Source organism: Brevibacillus thermoruber 423, from assembly GCF_000454065.1.
Taxonomy (GTDB): Bacteria; Bacillota; Bacilli; order Brevibacillales; family Brevibacillaceae; genus Brevibacillus; species Brevibacillus thermoruber.
Genome location: NZ_KE695653.1, coordinates 212,441 through 228,129, shown reverse-complemented (window position 1 = coordinate 228,129; position 15,689 = coordinate 212,441). Strand labels below are relative to the sequence as shown.

The 15,689-nt window shown below is 57.2% G+C and carries 15 protein-coding genes; 12 read left to right on the top strand and 3 right to left on the bottom strand.

Annotated features, from left to right (window positions below; genetic code table 11):
- Window positions 1-6: 6 nt before the first annotated feature.
- Window positions 7-270, bottom strand: coding sequence for a hypothetical protein (locus tag M516_RS0118470; protein ID WP_029100430.1), 264 nt, complete (start codon window positions 268-270; stop codon window positions 7-9).
- A gap of 257 nt (window positions 271-527) precedes the next feature.
- On the opposite strand from M516_RS0118470, the gene M516_RS0118465 reads away from it, so the two are divergent.
- Both M516_RS0118465 and M516_RS0118460 read left to right on the top strand, forming a co-directional pair.
- On the top strand, window positions 528-1,025 hold the full coding sequence (locus tag M516_RS0118465) for a YwhD family protein (protein ID WP_029100429.1): 498 nt from the start codon (window positions 528-530) through the stop codon (window positions 1,023-1,025).
- Between the two features lie 353 nt (window positions 1,026-1,378).
- Window positions 1,379-1,651: a hypothetical protein gene (locus M516_RS0118460; RefSeq protein WP_035290283.1), complete on the top strand. Its 273-nt coding sequence runs from the start codon at window positions 1,379-1,381 to the stop codon at window positions 1,649-1,651.
- 63 nt (window positions 1,652-1,714) lie between these two features.
- On the opposite strand, the gene M516_RS0118455 is transcribed toward M516_RS0118460, so the two are convergent.
- Window positions 1,715-3,766: a transglycosylase domain-containing protein gene (locus tag M516_RS0118455; RefSeq protein ID WP_029100427.1), complete on the bottom strand. Its 2,052-nt coding sequence runs from the start codon at window positions 3,764-3,766 to the stop codon at window positions 1,715-1,717.
- Between the two features lie 300 nt (window positions 3,767-4,066).
- Here M516_RS0118455 and speE point away from each other — a divergent pair, with 300 nt between their 5' ends.
- The 9 genes from speE to M516_RS24965 all read left to right on the top strand — a co-directional run bounded on the left by speE (window position 4,067) and on the right by M516_RS24965 (window position 14,441).
- Complete coding sequence (gene speE, locus M516_RS0118445; RefSeq protein ID WP_029100426.1) at window positions 4,067-4,900, top strand: polyamine aminopropyltransferase; 834 nt, start codon at window positions 4,067-4,069, stop codon at window positions 4,898-4,900.
- A 21-nt stretch (window positions 4,901-4,921) separates the two neighbouring features.
- Complete coding sequence (gene speB / locus M516_RS0118440) at window positions 4,922-5,794, top strand: agmatinase (RefSeq protein WP_029100425.1); 873 nt, start codon at window positions 4,922-4,924, stop codon at window positions 5,792-5,794.
- A 185-nt stretch (window positions 5,795-5,979) separates the two neighbouring features.
- The gene (locus M516_RS0118435) at window positions 5,980-7,224 is read left to right on the top strand and encodes an MFS transporter (RefSeq protein ID WP_029100424.1); all 1,245 of its coding nucleotides are present in this window, start codon (window positions 5,980-5,982) and stop codon (window positions 7,222-7,224) included.
- 47 nt (window positions 7,225-7,271) lie between these two features.
- Complete coding sequence (locus M516_RS0118430) at window positions 7,272-7,700, top strand: YwiB family protein (protein ID WP_029100423.1); 429 nt, start codon at window positions 7,272-7,274, stop codon at window positions 7,698-7,700.
- A 206-nt stretch (window positions 7,701-7,906) separates the two neighbouring features.
- Complete coding sequence (locus M516_RS0118425) at window positions 7,907-8,302, top strand: hypothetical protein (protein ID WP_029100422.1); 396 nt, start codon at window positions 7,907-7,909, stop codon at window positions 8,300-8,302.
- A gap of 65 nt (window positions 8,303-8,367) precedes the next feature.
- Window positions 8,368-9,840 (top strand): sigma-54 interaction domain-containing protein, encoded by a 1,473-nt coding sequence (locus tag M516_RS0118420; protein WP_029100421.1) that lies wholly within the window; start codon window positions 8,368-8,370, stop codon window positions 9,838-9,840.
- A 168-nt stretch (window positions 9,841-10,008) separates the two neighbouring features.
- Window positions 10,009-11,367 carry a lysine 2,3-aminomutase gene (gene kamA, locus M516_RS0118415; RefSeq protein ID WP_029100420.1) on the top strand — a complete coding sequence of 453 codons (1,359 nt, stop codon included), beginning with the start codon at window positions 10,009-10,011 and terminating at the stop codon, window positions 11,365-11,367.
- Window positions 11,368-11,656: 289 nt separating this feature from the next.
- Entirely contained in the window at window positions 11,657-13,729 is a 2,073-nt protein-coding gene (locus M516_RS0118410; RefSeq protein ID WP_029100419.1) for a heterodisulfide reductase-related iron-sulfur binding cluster, read from the top strand.
- Window positions 13,730-13,904: 175 nt separating this feature from the next.
- Complete coding sequence (locus M516_RS24965) at window positions 13,905-14,441, top strand: glucosaminidase domain-containing protein (protein WP_081656596.1); 537 nt, start codon at window positions 13,905-13,907, stop codon at window positions 14,439-14,441.
- 36 nt (window positions 14,442-14,477) lie between these two features.
- Here the strand turns inward: M516_RS24965 and M516_RS0118400 are convergent, their stop codons facing one another.
- Window positions 14,478-15,035 (bottom strand): hypothetical protein, encoded by a 558-nt coding sequence (locus M516_RS0118400; RefSeq protein WP_029100418.1) that lies wholly within the window; start codon window positions 15,033-15,035, stop codon window positions 14,478-14,480.
- Between the two features lie 166 nt (window positions 15,036-15,201).
- Between M516_RS0118400 and M516_RS0118395 the strand changes: the two genes are divergently transcribed.
- Entirely contained in the window at window positions 15,202-15,534 is a 333-nt protein-coding gene (locus M516_RS0118395; RefSeq protein WP_029100417.1) for a sigma factor-like helix-turn-helix DNA-binding protein, read from the top strand.
- Window positions 15,535-15,689 lie beyond the last annotated feature (155 nt).

Here is a 15,689-nt window from a genome sequence, read left to right as displayed (position 1 = left end):
ACAGGGCTACAAACGGCCGGGCGACTTTTTCACTTCAAAAGCGGTCAGGCTCGCGGGCTCGCCGCCCAAACTGGCTTCGTAATTGCTGGGAACGCCGGTCTTCAGTCCGTCGACGCCGCCGGCAGCTTCCTCCGGAACAGGAGGGGCCGGAGACTCCGCCGCCTTTGCGCGCACGACCTGATCCACCACCCGTGCGGCAGCGGGATACGGTTCCTGCAATTGACGCTCTCTGTTGAGCTGAATGTCCCGATCTCTCGGACGATCGTTCATCCGTACAGTCACTCCTTTTCGCTTCGGAATTCGCTTCAGAAAAATCCGGATGGCTGCAAGCGGCGTTTACCGAGAGAAGCCTCGAGAGAAGCTCCGTTTGTAGTGTCTCCCGCTTGCGTCCGTTCCATGTGAAGGACAGTGGAGAGGGGCCAAACAGAGAGGGGCCCAAACGGCCGGGCGCGTCGTAAAATTGCGCCTCACACCGTTTCCGGGTAGAATATGCTGTAAGAAGATTCGGGTCAGAAGAGGTGGATCACGTGGACATTTTTGACAGCAAATCAGGTGGTTTTACGATCATGAGCGGGAAAACGGACGTGCACGGCGGTTTTGGGCAGGGGGTGCTTGACCTGAGCGCCGTCTCCTCCGTCATCATTGACGGGGACAAGGCCTACATCGACATGGGCGCACTGCATGCGAAAAGCGCCGTGGAAAAAGGCATCAAGTGGACGACGAACAAGGAGGAGGTCCCCAACGGCAAGCCGTATTGGGTGGTTTGGGTGACGGTCGACCGCAACGATTCGGGACCGTACTACGCAGGGGTAACCGCCTGCTACATGGAGATTGACCGGGAGGCTCGGCGCGGATACAAGATTTTGGCCGACCATGTCAACCGGATGGACTACTCGATGAAACGGCGCATCATGGTGTCGGAGCTGAACGACACGGAAAAAGCGGCGCTGAAAAAGCTGTTGATGGAACACAACCCGACGATGTGGGAGAATTCCAGCGAGGAACTGAAGCAGGCGTTGGCCTAAAAAGTACGCCGTGCAAGCGCATGGTTGAGCCAAATGGTTCCGCCCATCCTGCCGTTTGTTTGGGCGAAGCTGGAAATCTTGAACGGATTGTGAACAAATTGTGAAATCAATTGTTAGCCGTATTGAAGTCAGGTAAACTTATTTCCATAGCTGTGTACATGTACACTAGGTCAGCAAACAGGGAAAGAGCCCGTCACTCTTTTCCTGTTTGTCTTTTTTTACGAAAACGCTTGCTGGGTTGTGTTCGCTGCTGATCCATGACGTTGTTGGGGCATTTTTCAGCGCATTCCCTGTCCACGGACGCGGGAGACTAGGAAGGTACGGCCAAACTGTTGACGGAAGGGGCGTTGAAGATGACCGACCGCATACAGGGGGGAGACCTGCCGGGGAACGACGCTCAGGCAGACGACAACCATTACGTGCGGCACGGCGGCGTCCATTTTCGCACGCACGTGTCTCCCCAGGAAATCAACGACTTTGTCCGCAAGCTGCCGGCCGGAAAACGGGAGAGCCTGTTTGAAGTGCTGGAGCAGCTTGACAGAGCCGGGTTGATCACCATTTGCAACGACCACGTGTTCGCCGACGGCAGCGGCGTCGTGGGCGGCGGCGACGAATCGGCCCGCTGACGGCAAAAAGGGGCTGTCCCCGGCAGAATCGATCTGCCTTGTGGGACGGCCCTTTTTTCGTGCCTACTCCGACGGTTTCCACCAACTGCCCATGCGCTGCCAGAACGACGGAGTGTCCGGCGGCGGGAGCGGCGTGGGCGTTTCATGGTTGGGGAGGTGATCCGTGCAGTACTCCTGTGGCTCGGTTCCTTTGGCAAAGTAGAACAACTGCGGGTTGGGGCAGTGCTCCGTCGCCAGCTTGCCCGATGCCGGATCGATGTACACCGACACCACCCCTGCCGGCATGTCAAACAAGGCGGGAGGCTGGTCTTTCAGCGCGCTTTCCATGAACTGCGCCCAAATTTTTTTGGAGAGATAGCCTTCTGTCACATCGTCCACTTTTTGATTCTTGTCGTACCCCAGCCAGACAGTGGTGACCAACTGCGGCGTGAATCCGCTGAGCCAGGCGTCGTAATCGGTGGAGCCGGTTTTGCCCGCGACCGGCCTGTTCAGTTCGCCTGCCACCCGGTAGCCGGTTCCGCCCGGTTCAAACACGCTCTGCATCAAGTTGATCAGCAGTGCCGACGCCACCGGATCGGCGGCTCTGGTTTTCTCCGTTTTTTCCTCGACGAGCACGTTGCCCTGGCTGTCTTCGATCCGGGTGATGGCAATGGGCTTGACCCGTTCCCCTTTGTTGGCGATGGCGGCGTAGGCGGTGTTCAATTCGAGCGGGGAGACGAGCGACGTGCCCAGCGCCAGCGAGGGAACGGCCTGCAGCTTGCTGGTGATCCCCAGGTTGCGGGCCTGTTCCACCACTTTTTGCGGGGTGAGGTGGTCGATCGTCTTGACCGCGTAGATGTTGTCCGAGGTCTTGATCGCCTCCCGCATGTTGATATAGGCGTGGGCGTAGCGCTCCCCAAAGTTTTTCGGGATGTAGGTCTTGCCGTTGTCGTAGGTGAACACGGTCGGTTCGCTTTTCATCAGCGTCAGCGGCGTATAGCCGTTTTGCAGGGCGGTCAGGTACAGGATCGGCTTGAACGAGGAGCCCGGCTGCCGCATGCCCAATGCCCGGTTGAACTGGCTCTTGCGGTAGTCCCGTCCGCCCACCATCGCCTTGATCTGGCCGGTGGCCGGGTCCATGGCGACCAGTGCCACCTGCAGGTCGGGCTTGTCTTTCGGCAGCACCTTGGCGATGATGTCCTCCGCTTTTTTCTGCATCACCGGGTCCAGGGTCGTGTGGATTTTCAGCCCCCCGTGGATAAAGGTCTCTTCGTCGATGCCGTATTTGTTCTTCACCAGGTTGGCGATGTAATCGCGAAAATAGGGGGCCTGTTCGGTGGCGGTTTCGGTGCCGCGCTCTTTCAGCTTGATGGGGGCGGCATACGCCTGCTCCGCCTGTTCCGGCGTGATGTAGCCGGAGCGCACCATGGCCTGGAGGATCACCTGCTGCCGCGATTTGGCCTTGTCAAAGTCCACGAAGGGAGAGTAGTACGACGGGCCTTTGGGGATGCCGGCCAACAAGGCGCTTTCCGCCAGCGTCAGATCCTTGGCGTCCTTGCCGAAGTACGTCTGCGCCGCGGCCTGGGCGCCGTAAGCGGAATGGCCGTAGTAGATCTGATTCATGTACATCTCCAGAATCTCGTCTTTGCTGTAATTCAGCTCCAACTGGATGGCCAACAGCGCCTCCTTGATCTTGCGCTCCCAGGTCTTGTCCAGCGTGAGATACAGGTTTCGCGCCAATTGCTGCGTGATCGTGCTGGCTCCCTGCAGCTTTTCCATGTGGATCACGTCCACGTAGGCGGCCCGGGCCAGACGCAGCCAGTCGATGCCGTAGTGCTCGCGGAAGGAACGGTCCTCGATGGCGATCGTCGCCTGCACCAGGGAGGGGGCGATGTCCTTCAGCGGGACCACAAACCGGTTCTGGCCGCGGTGCAGCGTATCCAGCACCTCGCCGTTTCCGGCGTAAATGGTCGTCGTCTGATTGATCGAGACCGCCGGCAGCGGCTGCGAACGGAGGTAGAGAATCAGCAGCAGGATGGCAAAGGAACAGCACAATAGGCTGAGTATGAGCAATTTTACGAATTTCTTCGCCCAACGCAAATAGCGGAGCAGCGGGGCTTCCCGGATCACTTCCATGTCCTCTCTAGTCCTTTCCCCTCATTTTTTTCCGAATTGGGACATACTAACCAAACGATAGGGTTACTGTCTAGTATGGGACAAAGTCGCGCTGGATAAACTTGACGTCCGCGCCGGGCAGCGAGTCTCGCAAAAATTGCTTGCATTTTGAGAGGCAGCCACTATAATTTTCTTGGCAGATACGAATGGCAGCGGTCTGGACCATTTCGGCAGGGACTGCCCGCTATCTCCTGCCAAACCGGCGTCGGCCGGGTTCTTCCAACCAATGCGGTTAGTTAAGGAGGGTACATAATCATGAACATGGAACTGTGGTACACCGAAAAACAAACGGAAAATCACGGTATTACGACAAAGATCACCGAGACGTTGTACAGCGAGAAAACCGAATTCCAACAATTGGACATCATCAACACCAAACAGTTCGGCCGCATGCTCGTTCTCGACGGCATGGTCATGACCACTGATGTGGACGAGTTTGTCTATCACGAAATGATCGCCCACGTTGCCCTCAACACCCACCCGAACCCGAAAAAGGTGCTCGTCGTGGGCGGTGGCGACGGCGGTGCCATTCGCGAAATCGTCAAACACCCCTCCGTGGAAAAAGCCGTATTGGCGGAAATTGACGGTGGCGTGATCGAGGCCTGCAAAAAGTTTTTCCCGGCCATCGCCAGCGAACTGTCCGGCAACCCGAAAGTGGACGTGCAGGTGATTGACGGAATCAAGCACATTCACGACCACAAAGGCGAGTACGACGTGATTATGGTCGACTCCACCGAGCCGGTCGGACCGGCCGTGGGCCTGTTTGAAAAAGGATTTTACCAAGGCATTTACGACGCGTTGAAACCGGACGGGATCATGGTGGCTCAGACCGAGTCCCCGTGGTTCAACCGCGACTTGATCAAACGCGTGTTCAAGGATATCAAATCGATTTTCCCGGTAACCCGTCTGTATACATGCAGCATCCCGACGTACCCGTCCGGTCTGTGGAGCTTTACGATCGGCTCCAAACAGTACGATCCGCTGGAAGTGGATGCGAGCAAGATCAAGGATCTGAACACCAAGTACTACAATGCGGAGGTTCACTACGCCGCGTTCAAGCTGCCCAACTTCGTGGCTGAGCTGACCCGCGACTAAGGACTGGGAGGAAGGAACACCATGCGTTTTGACGAAGCGTATTCCGGCAACGTCTTTATCCGCAGCCACGGCAACTACGAGGAGAGCCAGGCGGTCATCTACGGCATGCCGATGGACTGGACGGTCAGCTTCCGTCCCGGTTCCCGTTTCGGCCCGGCCCGCATCCGCGAGGTCTCGATCGGCCTGGAAGAGTACAGCCCGTACCTGGACAGGCTGCTGGAAGAAGTGAAGTACTTCGACGCGGGGGATATTCCCCTGCCGTTCGGCAACGTGGAGGGCAGCCTGGATGCCATCCGCTCGTTCGTCAGCAAAATTTTGGCGGACGGCAAGTTCCCGATCGGTCTGGGCGGCGAGCACCTGGTGACCTGGCCGGTGATCCAGGCCGTCTATGAAAAGTACAAGAGCGACCTGGTCATCTTCCACTTTGACGCGCACACCGACCTGCGCGACCACTACGAGGGGTATGCGTACTCCCATTCCACGCCGATTAAAAAGGCGTGCGATCTGATCGGCGGCAAAAACGTCTACTCGTTTGGCATCCGCAGCGGGATGAAGGAAGAGTTTGAGTGGGCGAAGGAAAACATGCACCTGTACAAGTACGACGTGCTGGAGCCGGTCAAACAGGTGCTGCCGACGATCGGCAACCGTCCGATCTACCTGACGATCGACATCGACGTGCTTGACCCTGCGCACGCGCCGGGAACCGGCACGACCGAAGCGGGCGGCATCACCTCCCGCGAACTGCTGGAGACCATCCACTACATGGCGAAAAACGGCGCCAATGTGATCGGCTGCGACCTGGTGGAAGTGGCGCCGGTCTACGATCACAGCGAGATGACCCAGATTGTGGCGTCCAAGATCGTGCGCGAGCTGATTTTGGGGTTTGTAAAATAACAGACGGTACCACAAGCGTCCCCGGTTTCGCGCCGGGGGCGTTTTTTTGTCCGGTTGGGCGGAAGCACACCCGGCGGAGGGCGGTTTCTGGGACTATTATGAAACATTTTTATTTACAAAATTTAAAATATTCCGTATGATAATACCGAATCCTTGCGACATACATTCCAAGGGGGCCGCGTCCCATGAGAGAAGTGTTTGCCAACCGTCAGTTTCGCAAGCTGTTTTTCTCCAACCTGTTTTCCGGTTTTGGCCAGGGGATGACCATGATCGGCATCGCCTGGTATTTGGTGGAAACGACCGGGTCGGCGGAGCTGCTCGGCTCCACCATGTTCGTCTCGGCCGTGCTGATGTTTGTGGTCGGCCCGTATATCGGGACGCTGATCGACCGTTTTTCCCGCAAGCGGATGCTGCTGGCGGAGCACGCGATCGGCTTTGCCGTGCTTGCCGCCCTCGCGGTGTGGGGCTTTTTCGGGCCGTACGCCGAGTGGATGCTGATCGCCGTCTACCTGGTGACGACCCTGATGTTCCAGATTCACTACCCGGCGCAGTCGGCGCTTGTCCAGGAAGGGTTTGAGCCGAGGCACTACAGCGACATCAACAGCCTGCTGGAGATTGAAGGACAGACGGCGTCCGTGCTGGCCGGAGGGATAGCGGGATTTTTGCTGGAGGCATACGGGCTGCATGTCGTTTTGCTGATCAACGCCTGCACGTATCTGGCTGCCTGCGGTCTCCTGTCCACCATGGCCTACACCTTTACCCTGGAGCGGGAAGCCCGGAACAACAGGGGGGTCAACTGGGTGGGCCAACTGCTCCAAAGCTGGCGTTACATTCGGGAAAAACGAGGCTTTCTCCTCTTTGGCATCGCGGCGCTGATGCCGTTTATCGCGGTGATGGCCGGCAACTTGTTGAAGCCTGTCTACGTGAATCAGACCTTGAAAGCGGACGTGACGGTGTTTTCGCTCGGGGAAACGGCATACGCCATCGGCGCGGTGGCGGCCGGGCTGCTGGTCTCTGCCGTGTCAAGGAAGTTCGGCCAACTGCCGGCGATGGTTGGCAGCACGCTGCTGTTTGCCTTCGTCATGGCGGTCATGGTGGCGCTGCCCTACGGATGGGCCCTGGTTGGCGCATACATGATATTCGGCTGGTGCAATGCTTCCGTCCGGCTGATCCGGCAGTCGCTGTACATGACGGTCGTGCCGAAGCCATTCATGGGGCGGGTCATGAGTTTTTTCAATTCCATCGGGATGATGATGCGCTTGCTGTTGATCGGCGTGTTTACGTGGATGATTGACCGGACCGGGGCCGGGATGGGGTACCTCGTGCTCGCCGGGCTGCTGCTGCTCGCCGCCGCGGGGATTGTGGGAACCATGCGCTATCTGCTGCACGACGCGGCCGGTCAGACGGCGGTTGCAACCGAAGAGCGATGAGGCGTACAATGGACGGGTACAAGCAGAACGGGAAGTGAGGACGATCCATGCAAGACGTGCACATCACCCTGACAGCCAGACAGCGCACGGGAGGAGATTGGGAGGAAACCGTCTACCGCTATGCGGGCCGATGCGTGGAAAAGACAGGCGGCTGGTATCTGACCTACAAGGAGCAGATGGAAGGGGCCGGCGAGGTGAGCACGACGCTGAAGCTGGGCGACGGAACGGTCACGCTGCTGAGGCAAGGCGACGTGCAGACGAAACAGCAGTTTCAGCAGGGCACGAGCCACCAGACGACCTACCGGAGTCCCTACGGGCTGTTTTCGATGGAGACCCACACGCGCAAACTGCGCATCCGGCACGAACAGGGAAGGCCGGCCCAGGTCTGGGTGGCCTACCAGTTGTGGCTGAACGGCCAGTACGTCGGCGAGCACGAACTGACGCTGAACGTGGAGTGGCCCTCCGCGAGCGGATGACAATCGGCGGAACCGCCCTGGTGTCAGGGCGGTTTTTGTGTTGGGGTGCCGCCGCGTTCGGTGGCTGTCGGGCGGTTCTGGCCGAAACGGACGGGCGTTGGCGCGGACAGCGGCGGGGTGTCCCCGGCGATGCGTTGGCTGTAGCCGGTCGGGGTGGTTTTTTCGTACAATAAGGGTAATTCACGGCAGGAAAGGGGAGGGGCATCATGAGGTTTGCGCTCGCAACCGGAGGCATGGCCGGCCTCGTTCTGGCCGCGTTTCTGGCTTTGGGAGACGGCCTGTTTCAAACGTCGACGCTTGCCGTCCTGATCGACGTCAGCTATGTCCCCGGCCTGGAGGGGCTGCCGTCCGTTGTCGAGCTGTTGATCCACCTGTTGGTCAGCGTGGTCGTCGCGTTTTTCATGATGTACTTCTATCCCCGAATCCGCGGCGAGCGGAGGATCAAATACCTGCTGTACTGGTTGCTCGTCTTTGCCGCGGCCTATCTGCCGTTCAGTCTGCTCAGCGTCGCCGCCATGTCGTGGGCCGCTTTTTTCCTCTGGCTGCTGGGCCATCTGCTCTACACGCTGATGATCGCGGTGCAGGTGGAACGGCAGCGGTAACTGCCGAAAATTCGGCACAGTGATGATTTTTTGGCAGCATGTTCGAAAGGAGGCTGTTACTCCCCATGCCGATGTCCGAAACGGTGGAAATGCTGCAGGCCATCCTGGGAACGATCGATGAGGGCATCCACGTAGTCGATGCGAACGGCATCACCATTTACTACAATCACGTGGCGGCCAGACTGGACGGGCTGACGCCTGACGAAGTGCTGGGAAAGCCGCTGCTGGAGGTGTTTCCCTCGCTGGACCGCCACTCCAGCACACTGCTGAGGGTCATTGCGAGCGGCGAGCCGATCTACAACCAGCCGCAGACCTACACAAACTGGAAAGGGATGCGGGTGGAGACGGTCAACACGACGCTGCCCGTCCGGGTGGGCAAACGGCTGGTCGGGGCGGTAGAGGTGGCCAAGGATATCCGCAAGCTGAAAGAGCTGTCGGAGCGGCTGCTCGACCTGCAGGCGCAGATCAGCAAGCCGAAGCGGGCCAAGCGGAGCAGGCCGGGCGAGTGGGACGGGCTCTCCTTTCAGTTTGCCGACATCCTGACGCAAAACGAGCGGATGATGCGGTTGAAAGACCGTGCGCGGAAGGCGGCCCGCACCTCGTCGCCGGTGCTGATCTACGGGGAGACGGGGACGGGGAAGGAACTGTTCGTCCAGTCGATCCACCAGGCGTCGTCCCGCAGCGGCAAGCCGTTTATCGCGCAAAACTGCGCGGCCCTGCCGGCTTCGCTGCTGGAAAGCCTGCTGTTTGGCACGACCAAGGGCAGCTTTACCGGAGCCGACGACAGACCGGGGCTGTTTGAACTGGCGGATGGCGGGACGCTGTTTCTCGACGAGTTGAACAGCATGCCGCTCGACCTGCAGGCCAAACTGCTGCGCGTGCTGCAGGACGGGCAAATCCGGCGGATCGGCAGCAGCAGCGCCGCGCGTGTCGACGTGCGGGTCATCGCCGCCGTGAATGAACCGCCGCTGGCGTTGGTTCGGCGCGGCGCGCTGCGGATGGACCTGTACTACCGCATCAACGTGGTCTCCTTCGAGCTGCCGCCGCTGCGGGAGCGCAGGGAGGACGTGGACCTGCTCGTCCGCCATTTCCTCGACAAGTACAATCGCCGCTTTCAGATGCAGGTGCAGGGCATCAGTCCGGAGGTGGCCGACCTGTTCAGGCAGTACGACTGGCCCGGCAACGTCCGCGAACTGGAGCATGTGATCGAGGCGGCGATGAACATGGTGGAGGGAACGGTCATTGAACGGGAACACCTGCCGCCGCATCTGGCGGAGCGTTCGCCGGTGAACGCGACGGGCGAGAGCGGTCCGGGCGAGACCGGACCGGGGGAGATCGGATCGGGCGTTCCTCCCGTCGAGGCGTGGGCGGAGGAACAGCGCACGCTGCCGGAGGTGCTGCGGGAGGTGGAGGAGCGGATGATCGCCGACGCGCTGAAGTCGACCGGCGGCAACGTGCTGAGGGCGGCCCGGCTCTTGGGCATTCCCCGGCAGACCCTTCAGTACAAGCTCTCGCAGCGGGGAGCGGGCGAACGGTAAGTGCCGGATTTTCGGCAGCACAAACCCTCCCGCAGATGGAGAAAACGCCTGTTGTCGCTTTGTTTTCTATATTCAAAATCTTTTGATTTGGTTGGCATGAGTGTTGCATCCCTCTGTTGATGAGGAATACACGCGTTTCTTCACACAACGCAAAGGGGGATGACAAGGATGACCGTAGCGGCCAAACGCGACTGGCGCCAGATTGAACTGTGGAAAGACGTCACCGAGGAACAGTGGAACGACTGGATGTGGCAGCTCACCCACACCATTCGGACCGTGGATGAATTGAAACAGGTGATTAACCTGACACCGGAGGAGGAAGAGGGCGTACGCATTTCCAACCAGACCATCCCGCTCAACATCACGCCCTATTACGCCATGCTGATGGACCCGGACGATCCGAAAGATCCGGTCCGCATGCAGTCCGTTCCGCTTTCCTCCGAAATGGTTCGGACCAAATACGACATGGAAGACCCGCTGCACGAGGACACTGATTCGCCGGTGCCGGGCCTGACGCACCGCTACCCGGACAGGGTGCTGTTTTTGGTCACCAACCAGTGCTCGATGTACTGTCGTTACTGCACGCGCCGCCGCTTCTCCGGCCAGATCGGCATGGGCGTGCCGAAAAAGCAGCTCGACGCCTGTATCGACTACATCCGCCGCACGCCGGAAGTGCGCGACGTGCTCCTCTCCGGAGGCGACGGCCTGCTGATCAACGACCGCATCCTGGAGTACATCCTGAGCAACCTGCGGGCCATCCCGCACGTGGAGATCATCCGCATTGGCACGCGCGCTCCGGTGGTATTCCCGCAGCGGATCACGGAAAACCTGTGCAGCATCCTGAAAAAATACCATCCCGTATGGCTCAACACGCACTTTAACCACCCGAAGGAGATAACCCCGGAAGCGAAGCAGGCCTGCGAGATGCTGGCCAACGCCGGCGTGCCGCTCGGCAACCAGGCGGTCATCCTGGCGGGCATCAACGACTGTCCCAATACGATGAAAAAGCTGGTGCACGAGCTGGTCAAGATTCGCGTCCGGCCGTACTACATCTACCAGTGCGACCTGTCCGAGGGGATCGGCCACTTCCGCGCGCCGGTCAGCAAAGGGATCGAGATCATCGAACACCTGCGCGGCCATACCTCCGGCTATGCGGTGCCGACGTTCGTGGTGGACGCTCCGCACGGCGGCGGCAAGATTCCCGTCATGCCCAACTACATCATTTCGCAGTCGGCCGACAAAGTGGTGCTGCGCAACTTTGAGGGCGTGATCACCTCGTATCCGGAGCCGAAAAACTACCACGCCCACGACGAGGAGAACTGTGAGTACTGCCGGGCGGCCAAGGGCAAAGCCGTCGGCATCGCCGCGCTGATGAAGGACGAAGCCGACAACCTGGAGCCGGCCGACCTGCCGCGCAACAAGCGGATCAAGGCGACCAAGGTCAAATCGCTGGCGGACATCCGGCAGGAACAAAAAGCAAAGAAAGAGCAGGGGGAACAGGAACACAAAGAGGTGTCCGGCAAATAGGCCGGATGGACCGCAGGGCTGACAAGGCCGCCGGGGAAACCAGGGACTGCTGGCATACCCCGGCGGCTGTTTGCGTGGGGGAGATTTGCAGGTGACGAAGCGGACCAATCTGTGTTAAGATCAAGGCATACGATTCTGAACGAACGCTCAGTCTGGACAGGCTGCCGCGGTTCGACAAGCGCGTTTGTGCAGGAATCAACATAATGAGTGAATAGTCATTCATTTTTTCTTGCGATTCTGATAAGATAGAAAACAACGGACGAACATGGAAAAGGGGGAGCTGAACACCTTGCTGGCCTTGCTCAATCTGATCGCGTTTTTCCTGGTGCTCGCTTACGGTCTGTACCTGGTCTGCCACGTCCTATACAGCCGGTATCTGTTTATCAAGCTGGGCAAAAAGCCGGACGTCAAGGACGACTTCGGCACGCGCCTCAATCTGCTGCTGGAAAACGTCGTCTTTCACAAAAAGCTGTTGAAGGACAAAAAGAGCGGCATCATGCACGTCGTCATGTTTTACGGCTTCATTATCCTGCAGTTTGGCGCCATCGAACTGATCGTCAAAGGACTGGTGAAGGGCTTTGAACTGCCGTTTGGCAGCGCTCACAAGTACTTCAGCCTGATGCAGGAGATCACCGTCTTTCTGATTCTCGTGGCGGTCGGCTTCGCGTTCTACCGCCGGTACATCGAAAAGCTGAAGCGGCTGAAGCGCGGCTTCAAATCGGGGCTGGTGCTGCTGTTCATCTCCACGCTGATGGCGACCGTTTTGCTGTCGCTCGCGTTTGAGCAGCTCTGGCTGGGGCACGAGCCGTCCGGCTACGCGCCGATTTCGTCGTTGATCGCGATGGCGTTCGCCGGCATCTCCGACACGGCGGCGGCCGCGCTGTTCTACGTGTTCTGGTGGCTGCACCTGCTGATCCTGCTGGCATTCGCCGTGTACGTGCCGCAGTCCAAGCACGCTCACCTGATTTTTGCGCCCGTCAACGTCTGGTTCAAAAAACTGGACCCGCCCGGCAAGCTGTCCAGCATCGACTTTGAAGACGAGACGCAGGAAGTGTTCGGCGTCGGCCGGATCGAGGATTTCACCCAGACGCAGTTGATCGACCTTTACGCCTGTGTGGAGTGCGGCCGCTGCACCAACATGTGTCCCGCCTCCGGCACCGGCAAGATGCTCTCCCCGATGGATTTGATCACCAAGATGCGCGATCATTTGACAGAAAAAGGGGCGGCGATCACGTCCCGCACACCGTGGATGCCGAGCTTCGCCTTTGCCGGCACGACCGCCAACCAACTGGCGCTGCAGGCGTCGGAAGTGGCGGCGGCGGCCGAGGGAGCGGCGGCGGTCGCCTACGAGAAAAACCTGATCGGCGACGTGATTACCGAGCAGGAGCTGTGGGCCTGCACCACTTGCCGAAACTGTGAGGACCAGTGCCCGGTGATGAACGAGCATGTGGACAAAATCATCGACATGCGCCGCTACCTGGTGATGACCGAGGGCAGCATGCCGCAGGAGGCGCAGCGGGCGCTGAACAACATCGAGCGGCAGGGCAACCCGTGGGGCATCAACCGCAAGGACCGCCTGAAGTGGATCGAAGGGCTGAACGGCCAGTACGACGTGCCGACCGTGCAGCAGGTGGAGGAATTCGAGTACCTGTTCTGGGTCGGCTCGATGGGCTCGTTTGACAACCGCAGCCAGAAGATTACGCAGGCGTTCGTCAAGCTGATGCACGAAGCCGGGGTGAGCTTTGCCATTCTCGGCAGCGAGGAGAAAAACTCCGGCGACACAGCCCGCCGCATCGGCAACGAGTTTCTGTTCCAGCAGCTCGCGCAGGAGAACATCGCGCTGTTCCAGGCTTACGGCGTGAAGAAGATCGTCACCTGCGACCCGCACGCCTACAACACCTTTAAAAACGAGTACCCCGAGTTCGGCCTGGAGGCGGAAGTGTATCACCACTCCGAGCTGCTCGCCCAGTGGGTCAAGGAAGGGCGCCTGAAGCCGACCAAGGAAGTGAAGGAGCGCATCACCTACCACGACTCCTGTTACCTGGGCCGCTACAACGAGATCTACGACAAGCCGCGTCAGATCCTGACGGCGATCCCGGGCGTGGAGATCGTGGAAATGAAGCGCAGCGGCTGCGACAGCATGTGCTGCGGTGCCGGCGGCGGCCTGATGTGGATGGAGGAGCACGAAGGCACCCGCATCAACGTGGCCCGCACCGAGCAGGCGCTGGAAGTAAATCCGACGGCCATTGCCAGCGCGTGTCCGTACTGTTTGACGATGATGAGCGACGGCGTCAAGATGAAAGAGATGGAGGATCAGGTCAAAACCCGCGACATTGCGGAGATTCTCGCCGATGCCATTTAATCCGGCGGGAAGCGTTTCTACTGTGTAAATCCCTGCCCTGTCAAAAGGGCGGGGATTTTTTGTGCATAAAACGCAATAATTGGGGGTATCATTCGTTCCTCTTTTTTACCTAGTAAGTGAAAACGACAATGACCGGTCTAAAGTCGTTTATCTACTTGCTAAAGGAGAGAATATTATGGCATTGAAACCAATTCCAACAGAACCTGTTAAAGTTGATGGTGTTCGAGATACGTATGTAGACTTGAATCCAAATACCGATCCCAATGATAAAGTACAAGCTTTCGTTGATGCGTTCAAACGAGTTGCCGAAGATGCTAGCGATGAATGCTATGGCTTGCCTGTTGAGGTAATCCTTGCTATGTGGGGGGGAGAATCAGGATGGGGTACTAGTAAAACACAACGAAACAATCAAAATTGGTCAAACATGAAATATGTAAGTAGTTCCAATCCACCTGGAAACTATGGCAAAGGAGAAGGCGGATGGGCTGCTTTTATCGGTCGCAGTACCCATGCTAACTCCTTTGGGCGGTTCTTTAAAGAAAATAACCGATACTCTGCGTTAATCAATTATTTGAAAAGCACAAACAACCCCAGTTCAGAAAAATGCATACGATACATCGCGGATGCCGGGTATGGCGGCTCCGACCATGATCAATACTATGATGAAGTAATGGGTTATCTGGAAACACTCCGCAGACGAAGCAATCTGTAGTTTGGAAAGAAGCACCATGTATATGGTGCTTCTTTGTTATAGTCCCGTGTGTAGAGCTAAATATAAATCAATAACCTTTTTTACCCAGTCGCCATAATCTTTTACCTGATAAATCTTCCATTCATCCAGATTATGCGGATCTTGCACACCGACAAAGGCGTCGGTTGGATTTTGCGGATCAAGATAAATCACGATATCCTTTCTAGGAAATTCATTGACTCCACTTTCCGGAATGAAGGGCTTCTGGACAATTCTTATGTACGTATAGTCATATTGACTTGTTCCTTCTTCCAGTTTTTCTTGAAGGAATGGCAGTTCTCGCTCGTTTGTTACCCCCAATTCCTCGCCGACTCTTCGATAAGCAAACCTGTAGAAATCTTCGGCATTTACAAGAATCCCCATGCAGCGCCAAGGTTTCTCGAAAACAAAACGATCATGCCCTCTTTGCACCACAAGCTTTTCCACTTCAGCGGCTTGTGAATCCTCAGACTGTGGTGCCGGTACCTGTTCATGATGATGTTCTCCCTGGGAAGAAACGGCACTGCACCCACTTGCGATCCCGAGCAAAATGAGTAAAAGAATACATTTTTTCATGTATGCGGCACACCTTTCCATCGACCTTTGTTTAGATACTATATTGGACGAGCAAAATTCCAATAAGTTTCATATTTTGGAAAAACGCACATCTATCATGCGGAAACATTCACAAAAACGGATGTTTTACTGACAGGAAATTTACCTAGAGAGTAGGGGGGATTCGATGGAAAATCAGTCTATGATTGATAACTATCGTCAAATGTTAAAACGGATTGCATGGAGATTGCAGTACCAAGCAAAAAAAGTTGATCGTCATGAAAGCGTGTTTGAGGATGTATGGACAAAAGAACACATGGGGTACGTAGATTCAGACCTTTTTGTTAAGGAGTTTCTCAGTAGCCTTCCTGATCGAGGACGTTTTATCCTTCAAAAGGTGGTGATTGAAGGCATACCTGAAAGAGAAGTGGCGAAGCAACTTAACATTTCACAGAAACGGGTCAATGTTTGTAAAACAAAGTATTTACAGCAACTTCGTCAAAAACTCATTTCTGATTGAATGCAAGGCATTGGAACCAACAGCCCCTTGGGTTTTGCACTCCCATACATCGTCAGAAAGGTAAGCAGAATACCCGTCCAGTGACGAATGGTTGCCTGACTGACAAGAAAAGTCAGGCGTCCTTTTTTTCGTATTTCATTGACTATTCTGACGGG

Excerpts from the sequence above, each read along its gene's own strand:
- M516_RS0118400 (WP_029100418.1), bottom strand. The coding sequence starts at position 15,035 with ATGAAAAAATGTATTCTTTTACTCATTTTGCTCGGGATCGCAAGTGGG.
- speE (WP_029100426.1), top strand. The coding sequence starts at position 4,067 with ATGGAACTGTGGTACACCGAAAAACAAACGGAAAATCACGGTATTACG.
- kamA (WP_029100420.1), top strand. The coding sequence starts at position 10,009 with ATGACCGTAGCGGCCAAACGCGACTGGCGCCAGATTGAACTGTGGAAA.
- M516_RS0118420 (WP_029100421.1), top strand. The coding sequence starts at position 8,368 with ATGCCGATGTCCGAAACGGTGGAAATGCTGCAGGCCATCCTGGGAACG.
- M516_RS0118435 (WP_029100424.1), top strand. The coding sequence starts at position 5,980 with ATGAGAGAAGTGTTTGCCAACCGTCAGTTTCGCAAGCTGTTTTTCTCC.
- M516_RS0118470 (WP_029100430.1), bottom strand. The coding sequence starts at position 270 with ATGAACGATCGTCCGAGAGATCGGGACATTCAGCTCAACAGAGAGCGT.
- M516_RS0118425 (WP_029100422.1), top strand. The coding sequence starts at position 7,907 with ATGAGGTTTGCGCTCGCAACCGGAGGCATGGCCGGCCTCGTTCTGGCC.
- M516_RS0118455 (WP_029100427.1), bottom strand. The coding sequence starts at position 3,766 with ATGGAAGTGATCCGGGAAGCCCCGCTGCTCCGCTATTTGCGTTGGGCG.
- M516_RS0118395 (WP_029100417.1), top strand. The coding sequence starts at position 15,202 with ATGGAAAATCAGTCTATGATTGATAACTATCGTCAAATGTTAAAACGG.
- M516_RS0118430 (WP_029100423.1), top strand. The coding sequence starts at position 7,272 with ATGCAAGACGTGCACATCACCCTGACAGCCAGACAGCGCACGGGAGGA.
- M516_RS0118460 (WP_035290283.1), top strand. The coding sequence starts at position 1,379 with ATGACCGACCGCATACAGGGGGGAGACCTGCCGGGGAACGACGCTCAG.
- M516_RS24965 (WP_081656596.1), top strand. The coding sequence starts at position 13,905 with ATGGCATTGAAACCAATTCCAACAGAACCTGTTAAAGTTGATGGTGTT.
- speB (WP_029100425.1), top strand. The coding sequence starts at position 4,922 with ATGCGTTTTGACGAAGCGTATTCCGGCAACGTCTTTATCCGCAGCCAC.